Source organism: Hymenobacter sp. APR13 (genome assembly GCF_000737515.1).
GTDB lineage: Bacteria > Bacteroidota > Bacteroidia > Cytophagales > Hymenobacteraceae > Hymenobacter.
The window spans coordinates 1,207,720-1,224,172 of record NZ_CP006587.1 but is presented as its reverse complement, the minus strand read 5'-3'; the positions used below and the strand labels follow the sequence as shown (position 1 = coordinate 1,224,172).

Below are 16,453 nucleotides of genomic sequence, written 5' to 3'. Positions count from 1 at the left end.
CTCATCACCCAACCCCATTCACATCATCATGTAGGCGCATCTGGTGGCCGCAACGCGTATATTAACCGAATTCTTACCACCTGCCGGCTTTGCGCCATGGAAAACAGCATCCGCGTTCTGATTTACGAAGACAATGCTGACCTACGCACCAGCCTGGGCCAATTACTGGCCGGCTCGCCGGGCCTGACGCTGGCCGGCGCGCTCAGCAACTGCACCCAGGCCGAAGCCGACATGGAGCGCCTTCGCCCCGACGTGGTGCTCATGGATATCGACATGCCCGGCTGCACCGGCATCGAAGGCCTGCGCCGCATCAAAGCCGTGGCCCCGACCATCAATGTGGTGATGCTGACGGTGTTTGAGGAAAACGACCGGGTGTTTGCCGCCATCTGCGCCGGTGCCGACGGCTACCTGCTCAAGAAAACCCCGCCGGCGCGCATCATCGATGCCATTAGCGAGGTGCGGGCCGGGGGCGCCCCCATGACGCCCGCCATTGCCCGGCAGGTGCTGCGCCTGTTTCCGAAAACGCCACCCCGCCCCGTTTCCGACGAGTCGCCGGCCAACCTGAGCGCCCGCGAGCAGGAGATTCTGGGGCTGCTGGTGGAAGGCTACAGCTACAAGATGATTGCCGCCGACCGGGGTATCAGCATCGATACTGTCCGCTCGCACATCAAGAAAATCTACGAGAAGCTGCACGTGCGCTCCATGACCGAAGCCGTGAGCAAAGCCCTGCGCCAGGGCCTGACCTGAAACCTGTGCCAACGGGTGGCTACATGATTGTGCGATTGACAACGGCGGCAGAAAAGCGCAATTTCAACTCGACCAACAACCCCGGCCCCGGCATTTCCACTGCGGGCATTCGGGGTTGGTTGGGTGTCCAAATGCCTACCAATATGCCACATACGCGTCCGCAGCTGCTTATTTGCCTGCTGGGTCTCTGGATCCAGCAGCGTCCGGCCCTGGCCTAACTTCGAGCCATAGCCGATCCTATACCTCACCGGCCAGCACTGCTGCCGCCCGGTGTGCTGCGGCCGTTGCAGGCCGGCAGGTTCCCGTCGCCGACAGGTGCGCCGCTTGCTGGCGCCCTGCCGACGACGGCTCCGGAATACCGCAAAAATGGTGCATACGCGGCGGAAAAGCCTATATTCGGCATCCGTCTACTGTGTTATCCGCCTTGTGTATGCGTCTGCTCCGCGACCTGAAGCTCGATGAGGTATTTGTGCTCGACATCGAAACCGTGCCCTGCGTCGGCTGCCACGACGATCTGCACGACATGCTCAAGGAACTGTGGGAGCACAAATGCCACGCCCTTCGCCGCGAGAAAGGCTGGATTTCGCACCACGACCATATTGCCCCGCTGCCCGACACGCTGCACGCCGCCACGCTGTTCGAGCAGGCCGGCATCTACGCCGAGTTTGGGCGGGTGGTGTGCATTTCGGTGGGTCGCTTCCGCTACACCCCCGACGGCGAGCTGCGCTTCAGCGTGAAGTCCTTCTATGGCCACGACGAGAAAGAGCTGCTTCGGGAGTTCAGCGACGTTATCAGCCACCGGCCGCATTTTCGGCTGTGCGGGCACAATGGCAAGGAGTTCGACTTCCCGTACCTGTCGCGCCGCATGCTCATCAACGGCTTGGCGCTGCCGCCCCACCTCGATACGGCCGGCAAAAAGCCCTGGGAAGTGCCGCACCTCGACACCATGGAGCTGTGGAAGTTCGGCGACCGGAAGTCGTTTACGTCGCTGAGTCTGCTGGCTGCCATGTTCGGGATTCCCACGCCCAAAGACGACATCCAGGGCAAAGATGTGGCCCGCGTGTACTACGAAGACAACGACCTGCCGCGCATTGCGCGCTATTGCCAGAAAGACATCATCACCACGGCCCGCCTGCTGCTCCGCTTCCGCGGCGACGAGCCCTTTCCGGACGAGGCCGTGCAGTACGCCGAAGACCCTGCCACCGCCCTGCGTCGCGCCTGATTCGCTCGAAAACAACCGGAGCCATTAGTCAAATGATGAAGCTTCCTGAAATGAAGCTGGCTGGCTGTGGCATGCTCAATATAACTCTTGGTGTAAAATAAATTAAATAAATAATTGAAATATTATAATTAAAATTTATCTTTTGGGTGAAGAAGGCTTTAGCGGGTAGGATAAGATGGAAAACACACTCAATCAGTCGGTACTGGATGCTTTTACCGACCAGGTAACCGATGACCTCGGCAGCCGCAATCAAGTGGCGGGGGCAGCCATTCGTAACGGCCTTAGCCATACGGTGCCGTTCTCACTCTACACGCTGCTCAACCGTGTGGAAGGCCCTTACGGCCCGGAAATGTTCTGGCAGCTCAGCCGCGAGGCCTACGATGCCCACGTAACGGAACACTTGCCGGCCCTCGACCAGACTGGGTGGCAGAAGCGGGGCGAAGACCTGCTACACGACTTGCTGGGCGACTCTTATACCAGCGTTTTACAAGAACAGTCCGCTGCCACCAACCTAGCGCCCGGCGTAGCGGCCCAGCTTCTGGGCTGCAGTACGGTGGCAGTCTTGGGCGTGGCCGGCGAGCATGCCCGCGAGCATAGCCTCGATCCGGTGGCGCTGGCTTTATGGCTGCGGCAGGAGAAAGACCCGCTACGTCGGGCGCTGCTCTCAGTACCGCAGGCCGCTACAATCGGCAACCACGACCAGGTCCCTGCTTTGGTCCCTGATATGCCTCCCAGTTCCTCGGTAGCTGCCTGGGCTACAGCGCCGGCCGCTCTAGTAGCCGAAACGCCAACCGCGCGCTGGCAGTGGAGCCTGCTGCTGCTGCTGGCGGTGTTACTGGGCTATTTGTTCGGACATGACCGGCTGGGCGCGCCTACCACGTCACTTGTGGCTCCGGCCGCAGCGGTAACATCAACACGGCTCGCGCCCTCTGCCGAAACCAGGCAGCCCGGCCGCTATGACGACGCCAGCGGCAACTACATCTACGACACCGGCCAGCCCATCATTCTGCGCCTGGCCGACGGCACCACCCAGAAAGTAGGGGCCAATTCCACCGAAAACCGCCTGTTCACCTTCCTCGCCGACCCTGCCATTCAGGTGGATTCAGTGAACCGCACCAAGGGCTGGATCAACTTCGACCGGGTGTACTTCGAGCCCGGCGCTACCACGCTCACCGATGAGTCGTTTATGCAACTGCGCAACGTGGCCAGCATCCTCAAAACCTTCCCGACTTCGGTCGTGAAGCTGGGTGGCTACACCGACAGTACCGGCAACCCGCTCAAAAACTTCCAGCTTAGCGAGGAGCGGGCCAAAACGGCCATGTTGGCCATGGCCGGTATGGGCATCGATATGAACCGGATTCAGGCCAAGGGATACGGTGGCAAGTACTTCATCACGCCCAACACCACGCCCGAAGGCCGCGCCCTTAACCGCCGCATCAGCATCCGGGTGATTAAGAAGTGAGTATTGAGCATTGGGTATTAAGCACTTAGGGTGAAGTGCTGATTAGGTTCTTACTACTCAATACCAAGTACTCAAATCTTACTACTTAATAGTGCCAGGCGTGGTGCGCTTGGCGGCTTCTGTCCGGGCCAGTTCCAACGCTTTTTCCAATACCGGGTCGCGCTGCTGCTGCAGGGCGGGCAGGGTGTTTTCTATCAGCACGTCGGGCTGCACGCCTACGTCTTCAAGGAGTTGGCCGGCGGGGGTGGTGTAGCGCTGGTGGGAGAGGGTCACGTCGAGGCCGTTGGGCAGGTGCACGCTGTACATATCGGAGAGCATGCCCTTAGTGGCGGTGCCTATATGCGTCACCTGGGGCAGCTGAGTGAGGGCAATGGTTAGGTCCTCGGCGGCGCTGGCGGTCTGGTCGGAGGTGAGTAGGATGACCGGGCCGGCGAAGCGCGGACCAGCGGCGGGCGTTACGTACACGGGCTGTGGTTCCGTAAACCGGTCGTAACCGCCGGGCTGGCGCAGGGCTTTGTAGCTGGTCAGGACCCGCTCGGTTGCGAAGTGCCCGGCCAGCTCCACACCACTGTGGCCGCCGCCGTCGTCGCGGACGTCCAGCAGCAGCACCTGGCAACCGCTCAGCTGCTTCAAGGCCTGCGAAAACAGCTTCTCCAGCCGCTGTTGATCCTTCTTCTCCTGCGCGTCGGTGCCGATGGCGCCGCTGATATCGGCGAAGTTACGGGTGAGGTGCAGGTAGCCGATGCCGCCGCTGCGGCTCACGTAGAGCGGCTGCTTGCCTTTGAAATCAGGGCCGAGCCCTTTTAGTGGGCCGAAGCCGGCTGCCTGCAACTGCTGCCCGGCTACCCGCCAGAACTCGGGTTGCACGGCCTTGAAGGTTTGCTTGAACGAGTTGCGGCGGCTTTCGCCCTTGAACAGGATGGTTTCGCCCTGGCTAATAGTGATGTGCCCATCGTGCAGCGGTGCCACCATGCGGCTAAGTACCTGCACCAACGAATCCTGCGGCGTCTGGGCCGTGATGCGGGGGCGGTAGGCGCGGTAGGTGGCGTCCCAGTCGACCTGTTTGAGCGGGAAGAAGGCGTAATGGTCGCGGAAGGCCTGCCAGAATTGCTCGAAGCTTTGCTCGGGCAGGCTGGAGGCGGCCGGCGTCTGAGCAGGAGCAGCAAATGGGAAGAGCAGACAAAACAGAAAGCCGACGCGTTTCATAGCACAGATAAGGAACGGTGAATACCAGCGCAAGTAAAGCAAGTTGCCGGTAACGGTTCGGTGCGCAGTACAGTGCGGAAACGATGACGAGACGCAATATTTTGCGTCTCGTCATTGAACGATGGGGAGTGCACGGACGCAACAACATCAGCAATGATGAGACGCAAAATATTGCGTCTCTACAACTCACGACGGAATATTCACCCGCATTGCGGCAAAGGTTGGCAACAAAAAAACGTCTCCGCCGGAGAGGCAGAGACGCTTCTGAAGCTTGTGGAAGCGTGGTGCTTACAGCACGCCGGCCACCAGACCGGGCAGCACGCCCAGCAGCACCGTGAGGGCCGCCAGCAGCAGTAGCGCGCCAGCCTGGAACGTAGTCACGGGCACGGCTTCGGCGGTTTCGGCGTCGGTGTCGCGCATGTACATGGCAATGATGGGGCGCAGGTAGTAGTAGATGCTTACCATCGACATCACCACGGCAAATACCACGAGGCCGATGTAGCCATTCTCTACGGCCGCCGAGAACACGAAGAACTTACCGAAGAAGCCACCCGTGAGCGGAATGCCGGCCAGGCTCAGCATGGATACCGTGAGCGAGAAGGCCAGCAGCGGGTTTGTTTTGGCCAGCCCGTTCAGGCCGTTGTAGTCCTCGCGCATGCGGGCATCGGCCACCAGCTTCACCACCCCGAAGGCGGCGACGGTGGCTACCGAGTAGGCCAGCGAGTAGAACAGGATGCCATTGGCCGAAGCGCCTTCCAACTGGCCGTTGTAGGCTACCAGCGCAATCAGCAGGTAGCCGGCGTGGGAGATGCTGGAATAGGCCAGCATGCGCTTGATGCTGGTTTGAGCTACGGCGCCCACGTTGCCGATGAGCAGCGTGAGCACGCACATGGCGGTGAGGGTGGGCAGCCAGATGCCCTGGGCGTTGGCGGCCGGGAAGGCCTGCACCAGCAGCTTTAGGAAGGCGGCGAAACCGGCCGTCTTCACAATCGTGCTCATGAAAGCGGCGAAGAACGTGGGCGTGCCCTCGTACACGTCGGGCGTCCAGAAGTGAAACGGCGCGGCCGATACTTTAAAGCCAATGCCAATCAGCATCAGCAACATGCCAATGTAGAGCATGGGCTTCAGCGACTCGAAGCCGGGAGCCGGGTTCTGCACCGCGAAGCTGATTTCGCTGAGCACAAACGTGCCGGTAGCGCCGTACAGCAGCGCCATGCCGAACAGCAGGATGCCAGTGAAGAAGGCACCCATCAGGAAGTACTTGAGGGCGGCCTCGTTGGAACGCAGGTTGCGCTTATCGGAGCCAGCCAGCACGTACATGGCCACGCTCAGGATTTCGATGCCCAGAAACAGCATCAGCAGGTGGTTGTAGCTCACCAGCATGATGGCGCCCACCAGCGAGAACAGCAGCAGCGAGTAGTACTCGGCCAGGTTGGCCTCGCCGTCGAGCACGTACTTCTGGGAGAAGGGAATCAGCACCAGCGCCGTGAACAGCGCGATGCCCGTGAAGGCCACCGAGAAGTTGTCGATGGTGAGCATGCCGTTGAAGAACGACTGCGTGCTACCCCAGTCGAGGAAGTTCACCGTCAGCACCGCGCCCAGGATGAGCATCATCACGGGCAGCAACAGCCGGTTGGAGCGACGGAACCCCAGGAAGAGGTTACCTAGGCCCAGAACGGAAAGTAGAATGATGGAATTCATTAGCAGAGAATGTAGTTGCCACGGGCTCGGCCGCAGACCACTAGCCGTTTAGCGTTTAACTACCTCGTTCAGAATGTTCATCACGCTGCCTTCCGACAGGTGCAGGAACGTGTTGGGGAACAGGCCAATCCAGAATACCAGCACGATGAGCGGCACCAGCAGGGCCAGCTCCGAGCCGGTGAGGTCGGTGAAGGTTTCGGTGAACGAGGAATCGGGGCCGAGCATCACGCGCTGGAACATGCGCAGCAGGTATACCGCCCCCAGAATGATGGTCACGCCGGCAACGGCACCCATCCAGTGGTTGAACTGGTACACGCCGGCCAGCAGCAGGAACTCACCCACGAAGCCGTTGGTGAGCGGCAGGGCCACCGTGCCCAGCAGCAGCACCAGGAAGCACACCGTCAGGACGGGCGCTTTGCGGGTGAGGCCACCCAGGTCGGCGATGTTGCGGGTGCCGGTGCGGCGCTCAATGGCGTCGGCAATGAAGAACATGCCCACCACGTTTACACCGTGAGCCAGCATCTGAATGCCGGCGCCCTGCAGACCCATCTGGGTGAGCGAGAACACGCCGGCAATCATCAGGCCCACGTGCGACAGAGACGAGTAGGCAATCAGGCGCTTCACGTCCTGCTGGCGAATGGCGATGATGGCGCCGTAGATGATGCCGATGATGGCCAGAATCAGGATCAGGTTCTGCCAGTAATCAACGCCCATGGGCACCACGGGCAGCAGCCAGCGCATGCAGCCGTAGATACCCATTTTCAGCATGATGCCCGAGAGCAGCATAGTGGCCGGGGCCGGGGCCTCGGTGTAGGTATCGGGCTGCCAGGTGTGGAAGGGGAAGATGGGCATCTTCACGGCGAAGGCCGCGAAAATCAGCCAGAACAGCCATACCTGCGTTGCGGCGGGCAGGTTCAGGGCATAGAACGAGGCCAGGGCCGAGTTGTGGGCCGAGAGGCCGTCGGCCGAGGGGCCGGTCTGGAAGTAGAGGTACACGAAGCCGGCCAGCATGAACAGCGAGCCGATGATGGTGTACAGGAAGAACTTGAACGTGACGCGGGCCCGGTTCACGCCGCCCCACACGCCAGCCAGGAAGTAAATCGGAATCAGGGCCACTTCCCACATGAAGTAGAACAGGAAGGCATCCTGGGCCGTGAACACGCCCACCAAGCCCGTTTGCATGAACAGTACCAGCGCGTAAAACACCGACTCGTTCTCGAAGTTGCGGCGGAAGGCGCTCAGCAGAATCACGGGCACCAGCACGGCCGTCAGCAGCACCAGCAGCAAACTCAGCCCGTCCATGCCCACCGCGAAGTGGATACCGGCTGAGGGAATCCAGTTCAGATTGAAGCTGAATTGGCCACTGTTGTTGGTGTTGAACGTGAGGGCCGCGTAGGCCGTCAGCGCAAATTCAACCAGGGCCGCGCCCAGCGCCGGAACCCGGGCCGCACGGCCTTTGAAGAAGTGCAGCAGCAGGGCGGCCGCCACGGGCCAGAGTAGAAGAAGGACAGTCAGCATGCGTTATCTGGATGCGGATGAAGCCGGTGAAAAAGTCCGGTCCGGCCGTCAGTAGAATTAGAATTTCCCGAAGTTCAGCGCCATCACCAGCACGATGCCCACCACCATCAGAATGAGGTAGGTTTCCACGGAGCCGGTTTGCACGTAGCGCAGGAGCTGGCCTCCGCCCATGGTCAGGCGGCCGAAGCCGTTCACGATGGGGTCGATGATGCCGTTTTCCACGTAGCGGAACAGGCCGCGCGAGAGCCACATGATGGGGCGCACGAACAGGGCATTGTACAACTCGTCGATGTAGTACTTGTGGTGAATTAGATTTTCGAGGAAGCCGCGCGACTCGCCGTCTTCCACCGGGCGCACCCCGCGGCTCACATACTGCACGTAAGCCAGGATGATGCCCAGCACGCCCGCGCCCACTGAGAGGCCGATGAGCATGAGCTCGGTGGCGTGGTCGGCGTGTACGCCGAAGGCGGCCGGGTTCAGCTGCTTGGAGTAGGTGAACAGCGGCGCGAGGTAGTTGGCCAGATAGGCGTTTTCCTCACCCAGGAAGAAGGGCGCGTTCATGAAACCACCCACGGCGGCCAGAACAGCCAGCACGACAAGCGGCAGCGTCATGGAAGCCGGCGACTCGTGCAGGTGGTGCTTCTGCTCCTCGGTGCCGCGGAACTCGCCGAAGAAAGTGAGGAACAGCAGACGGAACATGTAGAAGGCCGTCAGGAAGGCCGTGAACAGACCCACCGCGTACAGCACCTTGCTGTGCTCGAAGGCGTGCAGCAGGATTTCATCTTTCGAGAAGAAGCCCGAGAAGGGCGGGATGCCGGCAATGGCCAGGCAGCCTACGAAGAACGTAATGAACGTAATGGGCAGCGCCTTGCGCAGGCCGCCCATGCGGCGCATATCCTGCTCGTTGCTCATGGCGTGAATCACGGAGCCCGCGCCCAAGAACATCAGGGCCTTGAAGAAGGCGTGGGTGAGCACGTGGAACAGGGAAGTGCTGTAGCCCATCACGCCTAGGGCAAGGAACATGTAGCCCAGCTGCGAAACGGTGGAGTAGGCCAGCACCTTCTTGATGTCGTTCTGGGCTAGGCCGATGGTGGCGGCAAACAGGGCCGTAGCCGCGCCGATGATGGCAATGACTTCGAGCGTATCGGGGGCCAGCGTGAACAGCACGTTGGCGCGCAGAATCATGTAGATACCGGCCGTTACCATGGTCGCGGCGTGAATCAGGGCCGAAACCGGGGTGGGGCCGGCCATGGCGTCGGGCAGCCAGGTGTAGAGCGGCAGCTGGGCCGATTTACCGGTAGCGCCCACGAACAGCAGCAGCGTAATGGGTACGACGATGGCTACCGTGTACGGGCCAAAATCGTTGTTGAAAGCCTTCTGGAACACCTCGGCGTACTGCACCGAGTCGAAGGTCAGGTAAATCAGGAAGATGCCGAGCAGGAAGCCCAGGTCACCGACGCGGTTGATGATGAAGGCTTTCTTGGCGGCGTTGTTGTAGGCGGTGTTTTTGTTCCAGAAGCCGATGAGCAGGTAGGAGCAGAGTCCCACGCCTTCCCAGCCAATGAACAGAATCACGAAGTTGGCCCCCAGCACCAGCACCAGCATGCTGAACACGAACAGGTTCAGGAAGCTGAAAAACTTGCCCACGTTCTCGTCGTGGTGCATGTAGCCGATGCTGTACACGTGAATCAGGAAACCCACGCCCGTCACCAGCAGCAGCATAATCAGGCTGAGCTGGTCGATCTGGTAGCTGAAGGGAATCTGCATCGAGCCGACTGAAATCCAGTCGAACAGCGTGACGGTGTACTGGTACTGGAAGTTCAGGAACAGGAACACCGAAATGGCGAACGAGCCCAGCACCGCCAGGCTGCTGATGGCACCGGCCACCGTGCCCGAGAGCTTCCGGTTGAGCAGCCCGTTGATCAGAAAGCCCAAAAACGGCAGCAGCGGAATAAGCACGTACAAAAACGTGGAGTACGGCGCGCCGGCAGCAGGGATTACAGTTTCTTGCATATAGTCAGGGACTTGAGGACTCAGGGACTTGAGGACTTGGACTGGTCGATGCCAAGTCCCCAAGTCCCTGAGTCCCTAAGGCCCTTACCTAGAATTTCAGGCGGTTGAGCAGATTAACGTCGGTATTCTGCAGGTTGCGGTAGATCATCACGATGATAGCCAGCCCGACCGCCACTTCGGCGGCGGCCACGGCCATGATGAAGAACACGAATACCTGCCCGTTGGGGTCGGCGCGGTAGGCCGAGAAGGCCGTCAGCAGCACGTTTACGGCGTTCAGCATCAGCTCCACGCACATGAAGATGATGATGGCGTTGCGCCGCGTGAGTACGCCCAGCACCCCGATGGAAAATAGGGCGGCGGCGAAGAAGACGTAGTACTGAAGAGGAACCGTTTGGATAACCTGCGGTATGTTCTGGTCCATGCGGTAGCGTTGGCGGCGGAACGAAGCCCCATCGGCCGGGGCACGACGGGGCAATTAGCTGGCAAAGGTATCCTGAAAATCGGAAAACGCCACCCTTTAAATTGGCCTGATTCGGGCGTTTTCGAGGCGAAGATTCGCTGGAGAACCCGCTACCAGAAACCCGGCCTTACCTTTTTCGCGGCAGGTGCAGCCGCTCCCGTAGGCAAACCGTACTTTAGTACTTCCGCCACCGCAACCTATTTCGCATGAGTATCACGATTGGCAGCTTAGCCGAGCTGCAACAGTACGAGGGCCAGGACCTCGGCACGACGCCCTGGCACACCATCACCCAAGAGCAAATCAACCAGTTTGCCGCCGCCACCCTGGATTTCCAGTGGATCCACACCGACCCCGAGCGCGCCGCCGCTGAGTCGCCGTTTGGCGGCACCATTGCCCACGGCTACCTCACGCTGTCGTTGCTTCCCTACTTTTGGAACCAGCTCGTGCAGGTAGAAAACCTGAAGATGCAGGTGAACTACGAAATCAGCGAGTTCCGCTTCAACCAGGCGGTGGTAGTGGGCAGCGCCGTGCGCCTGCACGCCAAGCTGCTGGCCGTAAAAGACCTGCGTGGCATTGCCAAAGCCAATATTGGCGTAACGATGGAAATCGAGGGCCAGAAAAAGCCCGCGTATACCGGCGTTATTACGTTCCTGTACCACTTTTTGTAGGAGTGATTTTTCAGTATACACGTGTCATTCCGAGCGGAGCGAGGAATCTGGGTACAGACCGTTGTGGCGAGTTATCCAGATTCCTCGCTCCGCTCGGAATGACACGTTTAGACCAGCCCAATAAAATTTCCGCTCCCCGGTAAAGTATCTTCCGGCCCTCCACGTCTGTGTCAGCAGAATGGAACCCCTAGCTCTACCTCTCGACGCTGCACGCATGACGGCCGGCCACCAGGACCTGCAGATACAGGAAGCCGTGCGCACCCAACGGAAGCGGCTGCTGGCGTTTATCCGACGCCGCATTCCCAACGAGGCCGAGGCCGAAGACGTGCTGCAGGACGTGTTTGCCGAGCTGGTGGAAAGCTACCGGCTGATGAAGCCCGTGGAGCAGGCCGCCGCCTGGCTGTTCCGGGTGGCCCGCAACAAAATAACCGACCTGTACCGCCGCAAAAAGCCCGTTTCGCTGGAAAACGAAATGGCCGCCTTTGCTGCCGACGGCGACGAAAACACCCTGTTGCTGGCCGACATCCTGCCCGCCGTAGACGACGCGCCCGAAAACCGGCTGCTGCGCGAAACCCTCATGGAAGCCCTCAGCGACGCCTTGGCTGAGCTGCCAGCCGCCCAGCGTCAGGTCTTCATCTGGCACGAGCTGGAAGACAAAACCTTCCGCGAAATGGAGGAGGAAACCGGCGTCCCGCTCAAAACCCTGATTTCGCGCAAGCACTACGCCGTGCAGCACCTGCGCAAACGCCTCCGCACGCTCTACACCGAGCTGTTTACTGATTAACCAGAACGTCATGCTGAGCTTGCCGAAGCATCTCGCGTGCTGACGTTGCCATATCATTCAGACATCAGCACGCGAGATGCTTCGGCAAGCTCAGCATGACGTTCTTCTAAAAACTACCCGAAATGAACCGCTCCTTTCGCCTGTTACACGGCCTCAAAATACTGCTCCTGATTACGCTGTTCCTGGCCGTGGCCGGCTACGTGACCATGCGCCTTTGGAACTGGCTGCTGCCCGACCTGTTCAACCTGCCCCTCATCAGCATCTGGCAGGCGCTGGGGCTGCTGGTTCTCTCGCGCATCCTGTTCGGGGGCTGGGGCGGCCGCGGCCACCGCGCCGGCTGGGCCCGTAAGCGCCGCCAATGGAAGCAGCAGATGGAAACCCGCCTGGAGTGCCTCACGCCCGAGGAAAAAGAGAAATTCCGCCAGAAAATGGAGGGCGCCTGCACCGGCCCCGCCTGGATGCGCCGCCGCAGTCCGGAAACGGAGTAGGCGGTTTATATCCCGCAGTAAAGCAGCAGCGGCACCTGATTCTTCAGGTGCCGCTGCTGCTTTACTGCGGGATATAGCCCTTCCGCCAGCCTATTGCCGTAACGTGGTTATTCCAGTTCAAGCAGCCACTTTGGAATTGAATCCGGTATTCCAGCCAGTAAGCCCCTTCTGCTCCTTCGTAAACGCCGCCCAATGATAAACATTGGCCAGATGCCGTGATGCTGAATGTATTTACGGAAATTAGAGGGAATGACTGATCTACATCAATGGGCAGATGAACTTGTGGAAGGGTTGGCGTCTGTACTGTGTCAACGGCATTTCCGTGATTCAAAAATGCCTCTGACATTACTCCATCAAGGGTCAAACAGCACTTGCCGACAACTATATCAAAGCAGTCAGAGCCATCCCCGTAGTCTTGAACTTTTGCCCAATCGAAGGACAGAGTCAGTAGATTATTGGCGCGAGTTATAGCCTCGATGGATGAATCGTGAAAACTGATTCGGCCCAAATTGTTAGCTATGGTATACATAGTATTTTCTTGCTTGTTGGTCATAAAAAAGCGCGGCGGCTGATACATCAGCCGCCGCGCTTGGTTTCCACTGAAGCCAGCGGATAATATTAGAAATTCCGCTCGCCTACTTCGCGCTTGCCGAGCATTACGGCACCGACCATGGCTACCAGGAACAGTACCGAGGCCAGCTCGAAGGGCAGCAGGTAATCGGTGTAGAGCTTCATACCCAGCTGGTCTACCATACCAATCTGCGAGTTGAAGGCGGTGCCAGCTGGTACGCCGGTGGGCGTTACGTCTTTCAGGGCGGCTACGAGGATGAGCAGGAGGGAGCCACCGGCTACGGCCGCCGCAATCTTGGCCAGGGCTGGCTTGTGCGGCTCGGTATCCACGTTCAGGTTCAGGAACATAATCACGAACAGGAACAGCACCATGATGGCGCCGGCGTACACGATGATGTTCACGGCTGCCAGAAACTGCGCGTTCAGCAGTAGGTAGTGTCCCGACAGCGAGAAGAACGTCAGAATCAGGAACAGCACGCTGTGCACCGGGTTTTTGGCAAACACCACCCCCAGCGCGCTCAGCAGCGCCACGAAGGTCAGAAAGAGGAAGATTGGAGACATGGAGTGAGTTGTCAGTTGTTGGTTGTCAGTGGTCAGTTTGAAAGGCGGTAGTAAGTTATGCAGCGCAAGAGCCCTGACAACTGACTACCAGCAACTGACAACTAGCCAATGCGGGCCCGCAGCGTGGTAGCCTGGTCGGCGGTGAGCTGGATGCCGCGCACGGAACGCTCGTCCGGCGACACGGGCTCCACCAGGCGGTCCTTGCCGTAGATGAACTCGTCCCGCTCGTAGCGCGGCGGGGCCATCTTGTCGGGCTGGAGATAGACGGCGGCTTTGGGGCAGGCTTCCTCACAGAGGCCGCAGAAGATGCACCGCAGCATGTTGATTTCATAGCTGATGGCGTACTTCTCCTCGCGGTAGAGGCCTTCTTCGCCCTTTTTCCGCTCACCGGCCACCATTGTAATGGCTTCGGCGGGGCAGGCCACGGCGCAGAGGCCGCAGGCGGTGCACCGCTCCCGGCCCTGCTCGTCGCGCTTGAGCACGTGCAGGCCGCGGAACGTGTTGGAGAAGGGCCGCACTTCCTCGGGGTAGCGCACGGTGGCCTTCTTCATGAAGAAGTGGCGCATCGTGATGCTCAAACCCTGGAAGATGGCCGGCAGGTACGCCCGCTCGGCCAGCGTCATCGGCTTCTTTTCTAGCTTCTTGGCTCGGTTGGTGAGTTGCATATAATCAGTTACGAAAACTGTCGGAATGATGGGCCGTCATGCAGAGCGCAGCGAAGCATCTCGCATGCGCCGTTAGCTGGTAGCACAACGTCAGCACGCGAGATGCTTCGCTGCGCTCTGCATGACAGACGCGGGCAGTTTAAAGGTACTTAAATCACGCCAGCCAAAATGAGGCCACCGGTGAGGACGATGTTGAAAACGGCCAGCGGGATGAGGATGGTCCAGCCCAGGCGCATCAGCTGGTCATAGCGGAAGCGCGGCAAAGTCCAGCGGATCCACATGAAGAAGAAGATGAAGGCGAAGATCTTCAGGAACAGGCCCACGGTGCCCAGCAGCGTAATCAGGTTCTGGGCCGAAGCCAGCTCCCAGCCCTGGCTGCTCACGAACCAGTCGCGCAGCTCGTACTGGAAGGGGAAGTTGAAGCCGCCGAAGTACAGCACGCTCATCACGGCCGACACCACGAAGATGTTCACGTACTCCGAGAATAGGTACAAGCCCAGCTTCATCGACGAATACTCGGTGTGGTAGCCGCCTACCAGCTCGGTTTCGCACTCGGGAAGGTCGAAAGGAGTGCGGTTGGTTTCAGCGAAGGCGCACACCAAGAAGATGATAAAGCCCAGCGGCTGTTTCACGATGTTCCAGACGTGCCACTCACCGGCTGCCGACTGCTGCAGCGTGATTTCGCGCAAGCTCAGCGTGCCCGAAATCATCAGCACGGCAATCAGGGCCATGCCCATGGCCAGCTCGTAGCTGATGTTCTGCGAAGCGGCGCGGATGGCACCCAGCAGAGAGAACTTGTTGTTGGAGGCCCAGCCACCAATCATCACGCCGTACACGCCCAACGACACCACACCGAACACCCACAGCATGCCGATGTTCACCTCAATGCCTTGCAAGAAGAACAGGTTGTTGCCGAAGTTCATGATGTTGCCGAACGGAATAACCGCCGACGACATCAGGGCCGTAATCATGGCCAGGCAAGGGCCGAACACGAACAGCGCCTTGTTGGCACCACCGGGGAAGAATTCTTCCTTCGTGAACATCTTCACGGCATCGGCCAGCGGCTGCGCTAGGCCATAGGGGCCGGCGCGGTCGGGGCCCACACGGTCCTGCAGGAATGCGGCAATTACGCGTTCCGCGTAGGTGCAATACGTCGCAATCAGCAGCGAAAGCGCGAAAACGACGAAGATGACAATGGATTGCCAGCCTAGTGCGGGTAGTTCAATCATGTTTTTGAGCTGTTGGCTAATAGCTGTTAGCCATTAGCTTTATGTTCGGGGAAGTAGCAAAGAAAGCTAACAGCCAGCAGCCATCAGCTAACAGCCGAAAATCAGTTACCTAATTTCAGCGGTGGGTTCTTCTGCAGGTCGCGCTGGGTGCTTTCGGGCAGGTCGGCTACTACCGACTGGTTGAGGACCGGCAGCTCGTAGTGGTTGGCCGAAATAACCGAAGACCGGTCGATGTGGGCGGGGCCCTCGATGGTCCAGTCGGAAGTTTCCTTCTTCTCGAAGCGGCACTCGTTGCAGATCCACTCTTTCACCTCGCCGTACTGGTCCTTGCGGGCCGTGGTGCGTAGCACGTCGTTGCCTTTGTACCAGAGCACCACGTTGCCGGAGCACTTGGGGCAGTCACGGTGCGCATTCACGGGCTTCGTGAACCACACGCGCGACTTGAAGCGGAACGTCTTATCGGTCAGCGCGCCTACCGGGCACACGTCGATGACGTTGCCGGAGAAGTCGTTGTCGATGATGTTCTCGATGTAGGTGCCGATTTCGGCGGCGTCGCCGCGGCCCAGTACGCCGTGCACGCGGTTGTCAGTAATCTGGTTGGCCGTGTACACGCAGCGGTAGCACAAGATGCAGCGCGTCATGTGCAGCTGAATCAGCGGGCCAATGTCGATTTTCTCGAAGGTGCGGCGCTCTTCCTGGTAGCGGGTGGTGCTCACACCGTGCTCGAAGGCGAAGTTTTGCAGGTCACACTCGCCGGCCTGGTCGCACACGGGGCAATCCAGGGGATGGTTGATGAGCAGCATCTCCACGATGCCCTTGCGCACGTCCAGCACCTGCGAGTTGGTGGTGTTTTCCACCACCATGCCATCCTGCACCGGCGTCACGCACGAGGCCACGAGCTTGGGCATAGGGCGCGGGTCTTTGGCCGAACCGGCCGCCACGCGAACGAGGCAGGCGCGGCACTTACCGCCCGAGCCTTTCAGCGGGGTGTAGTAGCACATGGCCGGGGGCACGATGCTGCCGCCAATCTGGCGGGCCGCATTCAGGATGGTGGTTCCGTCCGGAACTTCCACCTCGATGCCGTCGAAAGTAATTTTAGCCATTGAAGTTATGTCGTCTTTAGGTCGTCATGCTGAGCGTAGCGCAGCGAAGTCGAAGC

Annotated in this window: 16 protein-coding genes; 6 read left to right on the top strand and 10 right to left on the bottom strand. The window is 59.7% G+C overall.

The genetic code is table 11. The features are described from left to right. Positions 1–96 precede the first annotated feature (96 nt). The 3 genes from N008_RS05215 to N008_RS21330 all read left to right on the top strand — a co-directional run bounded on the left by N008_RS05215 (position 97) and on the right by N008_RS21330 (position 3,431). Positions 97–747 (top strand): response regulator, encoded by a 651-nt coding sequence (locus N008_RS05215; RefSeq protein WP_044014284.1) that lies wholly within the window; start codon positions 97–99, stop codon positions 745–747. A 430-nt stretch (positions 748–1,177) separates the two neighbouring features. Then, the gene (locus N008_RS05210; protein ID WP_156109030.1) at positions 1,178–1,969 is read left to right on the top strand and encodes a 3'-5' exonuclease; all 792 of its coding nucleotides are present in this window, start codon (positions 1,178–1,180) and stop codon (positions 1,967–1,969) included. Positions 1,970–2,144: 175 nt separating this feature from the next. Then, positions 2,145–3,431, top strand: a complete 1,287-nt coding sequence (locus tag N008_RS21330; protein ID WP_052381213.1) for an OmpA family protein — start codon at positions 2,145–2,147, stop codon at positions 3,429–3,431. Between the two features lie 81 nt (positions 3,432–3,512). Here the strand turns inward: N008_RS21330 and N008_RS05200 are convergent, their stop codons facing one another. From N008_RS05200 to nuoK, 5 genes are all read right to left on the bottom strand, one after another. Continuing rightward, positions 3,513–4,637: a S41 family peptidase gene (locus N008_RS05200; RefSeq protein WP_044014282.1), complete on the bottom strand. Its 1,125-nt coding sequence runs from the start codon at positions 4,635–4,637 to the stop codon at positions 3,513–3,515. A gap of 288 nt (positions 4,638–4,925) precedes the next feature. Then, entirely contained in the window at positions 4,926–6,338 is a 1,413-nt protein-coding gene (locus N008_RS05195) for an NADH-quinone oxidoreductase subunit N (RefSeq protein ID WP_044014280.1), read from the bottom strand. A gap of 48 nt (positions 6,339–6,386) precedes the next feature. Further along, positions 6,387–7,856, bottom strand: a complete 1,470-nt coding sequence (locus tag N008_RS05190; protein ID WP_044014278.1) for a NuoM family protein — start codon at positions 7,854–7,856, stop codon at positions 6,387–6,389. A 57-nt stretch (positions 7,857–7,913) separates the two neighbouring features. Continuing rightward, entirely contained in the window at positions 7,914–9,869 is a 1,956-nt protein-coding gene (nuoL, locus tag N008_RS05185; RefSeq protein ID WP_052381212.1) for an NADH-quinone oxidoreductase subunit L, read from the bottom strand. Positions 9,870–9,957: 88 nt separating this feature from the next. Further along, positions 9,958–10,290 carry an NADH-quinone oxidoreductase subunit NuoK gene (gene nuoK, locus N008_RS05180; RefSeq protein WP_044004096.1) on the bottom strand — a complete coding sequence of 111 codons (333 nt, stop codon included), beginning with the start codon at positions 10,288–10,290 and terminating at the stop codon, positions 9,958–9,960. A gap of 245 nt (positions 10,291–10,535) precedes the next feature. On the opposite strand from nuoK, the gene N008_RS05175 reads away from it, so the two are divergent. From N008_RS05175 to N008_RS05165, 3 genes are all read left to right on the top strand, one after another. Further along, a complete protein-coding gene (locus N008_RS05175; protein ID WP_044014274.1) occupies positions 10,536–10,997 on the top strand; it encodes a MaoC family dehydratase in 462 nt (153 codons plus the stop codon). Positions 10,998–11,175: 178 nt separating this feature from the next. Continuing rightward, positions 11,176–11,781: an RNA polymerase sigma factor gene (locus tag N008_RS05170; RefSeq protein WP_231569785.1), complete on the top strand. Its 606-nt coding sequence runs from the start codon at positions 11,176–11,178 to the stop codon at positions 11,779–11,781. Positions 11,782–11,903: 122 nt separating this feature from the next. Then, complete coding sequence (locus tag N008_RS05165; RefSeq protein ID WP_044014270.1) at positions 11,904–12,269, top strand: hypothetical protein; 366 nt, start codon at positions 11,904–11,906, stop codon at positions 12,267–12,269. Between the two features lie 61 nt (positions 12,270–12,330). Here N008_RS05165 and N008_RS23005 read toward each other — a convergent pair whose 3' ends face one another. From N008_RS23005 to N008_RS05145, 5 genes are all read right to left on the bottom strand, one after another. Then, a complete protein-coding gene (locus tag N008_RS23005) occupies positions 12,331–12,822 on the bottom strand; it encodes a hypothetical protein (protein ID WP_156109029.1) in 492 nt (163 codons plus the stop codon). A 65-nt stretch (positions 12,823–12,887) separates the two neighbouring features. Next, positions 12,888–13,400 (bottom strand): NADH-quinone oxidoreductase subunit J, encoded by a 513-nt coding sequence (locus N008_RS05160; protein ID WP_044000925.1) that lies wholly within the window; start codon positions 13,398–13,400, stop codon positions 12,888–12,890. A 101-nt stretch (positions 13,401–13,501) separates the two neighbouring features. Beyond that, positions 13,502–14,065 (bottom strand): NuoI/complex I 23 kDa subunit family protein, encoded by a 564-nt coding sequence (locus N008_RS05155; RefSeq protein WP_044014266.1) that lies wholly within the window; start codon positions 14,063–14,065, stop codon positions 13,502–13,504. Between the two features lie 149 nt (positions 14,066–14,214). After that, entirely contained in the window at positions 14,215–15,294 is a 1,080-nt protein-coding gene (gene nuoH / locus N008_RS05150) for an NADH-quinone oxidoreductase subunit NuoH (RefSeq protein WP_052381211.1), read from the bottom strand. A 101-nt stretch (positions 15,295–15,395) separates the two neighbouring features. After that, positions 15,396–16,397, bottom strand: coding sequence for a 2Fe-2S iron-sulfur cluster-binding protein (locus N008_RS05145; protein ID WP_044014264.1), 1,002 nt, complete (start codon positions 16,395–16,397; stop codon positions 15,396–15,398). Positions 16,398–16,453: the final 56 nt, after the last annotated feature.

Excerpts from the sequence above, each read along its gene's own strand:
- N008_RS05215 (WP_044014284.1), top strand. The coding sequence starts at position 97 with ATGGAAAACAGCATCCGCGTTCTGATTTACGAAGACAATGCTGACCTA.
- N008_RS05210 (WP_156109030.1), top strand. The coding sequence starts at position 1,178 with ATGCGTCTGCTCCGCGACCTGAAGCTCGATGAGGTATTTGTGCTCGAC.
- N008_RS21330 (WP_052381213.1), top strand. The coding sequence starts at position 2,145 with ATGGAAAACACACTCAATCAGTCGGTACTGGATGCTTTTACCGACCAG.
- N008_RS05200 (WP_044014282.1), bottom strand. The coding sequence starts at position 4,637 with ATGAAACGCGTCGGCTTTCTGTTTTGTCTGCTCTTCCCATTTGCTGCT.
- N008_RS05195 (WP_044014280.1), bottom strand. The coding sequence starts at position 6,338 with ATGAATTCCATCATTCTACTTTCCGTTCTGGGCCTAGGTAACCTCTTC.
- N008_RS05190 (WP_044014278.1), bottom strand. The coding sequence starts at position 7,856 with ATGCTGACTGTCCTTCTTCTACTCTGGCCCGTGGCGGCCGCCCTGCTG.
- nuoL (WP_052381212.1), bottom strand. The coding sequence starts at position 9,869 with ATGCAAGAAACTGTAATCCCTGCTGCCGGCGCGCCGTACTCCACGTTT.
- nuoK (WP_044004096.1), bottom strand. The coding sequence starts at position 10,290 with ATGGACCAGAACATACCGCAGGTTATCCAAACGGTTCCTCTTCAGTAC.
- N008_RS05175 (WP_044014274.1), top strand. The coding sequence starts at position 10,536 with ATGAGTATCACGATTGGCAGCTTAGCCGAGCTGCAACAGTACGAGGGC.
- N008_RS05170 (WP_231569785.1), top strand. The coding sequence starts at position 11,176 with ATGGAACCCCTAGCTCTACCTCTCGACGCTGCACGCATGACGGCCGGC.
- N008_RS05165 (WP_044014270.1), top strand. The coding sequence starts at position 11,904 with ATGAACCGCTCCTTTCGCCTGTTACACGGCCTCAAAATACTGCTCCTG.
- N008_RS23005 (WP_156109029.1), bottom strand. The coding sequence starts at position 12,822 with ATGACCAACAAGCAAGAAAATACTATGTATACCATAGCTAACAATTTG.
- N008_RS05160 (WP_044000925.1), bottom strand. The coding sequence starts at position 13,400 with ATGTCTCCAATCTTCCTCTTTCTGACCTTCGTGGCGCTGCTGAGCGCG.
- N008_RS05155 (WP_044014266.1), bottom strand. The coding sequence starts at position 14,065 with ATGCAACTCACCAACCGAGCCAAGAAGCTAGAAAAGAAGCCGATGACG.
- nuoH (WP_052381211.1), bottom strand. The coding sequence starts at position 15,294 with ATGATTGAACTACCCGCACTAGGCTGGCAATCCATTGTCATCTTCGTC.
- N008_RS05145 (WP_044014264.1), bottom strand. The coding sequence starts at position 16,397 with ATGGCTAAAATTACTTTCGACGGCATCGAGGTGGAAGTTCCGGACGGA.